We start from the raw sequence: 677 nt of genomic DNA, 5'->3' as shown, positions 1-677 counted from the left end.
AATTCTAAAATGTATTTTGAATACATTTTGAATCCAATCCCCTTTAATTAATACTTATATAAATCATTTTACTAGATGGTTTATTATTTATCCAAGGAAGTAATTCCTTGCCGAGAACTGAATATTATTTTAACCAAATATTAATCTTTAAATCTTTTAATTATGAAAAAAGTAATTTTTTGCGCAGTAGCGCTTTTTGTAGGTGGAATGACCTATGCTCAGGTAACTGATGCAAACGGTAATGTGTCACCAACTCCTAATGTGATTGCACCATTAGCACCTGCACCTGCAACAGCTAACACAGGACTATCCATTCAGAACGGTCATGAAAACAAAGTACGTGTGCGTCAGGCCGGTACTTCACAGTCGGCTTATACCTTTCAGGACGATGGTACTACAGGTTTTGGTGAAAACAAAGCAGATGTTCGTCAGACTGGGGCCGTATCGGCAGCCAGTGGGGTAGCGAATGCTGCAGACGTAAGACAATCTGGTGCCTTGAACAGCTCTGCTACTCGCCAAGAAGGTGATAACAACGATGCTGTAACCAGACAAGGCCAATTAGATGGTTCTAGTACTGCAAACAAGGCTAGAATCCGTCAAGGTACAGGGCAACAAGCACAGGATAACTTTGCTGCCATAGACCAAAATGGTGACAACAACTGGGCTTCAACCCAACA

Annotated in this window: 1 pseudogene; it reads left to right on the top strand. The window is 40.9% G+C overall.

The window, feature by feature from the left end:
• Nucleotides 1–162 precede the first annotated feature (162 nt).
• A pseudogene (locus ESU54_RS17700) lies at nucleotides 163–677 on the top strand (curlin); the annotation flags it as partial.

The organism is Aequorivita antarctica (assembly GCF_007997155.1).
GTDB classification, from domain to species: domain Bacteria; phylum Bacteroidota; class Bacteroidia; order Flavobacteriales; family Flavobacteriaceae; genus Aequorivita; species Aequorivita antarctica.
Note: the sequence above shows the minus strand (reverse complement) of the source record. Positions and strands in the feature narration are given on the sequence as shown.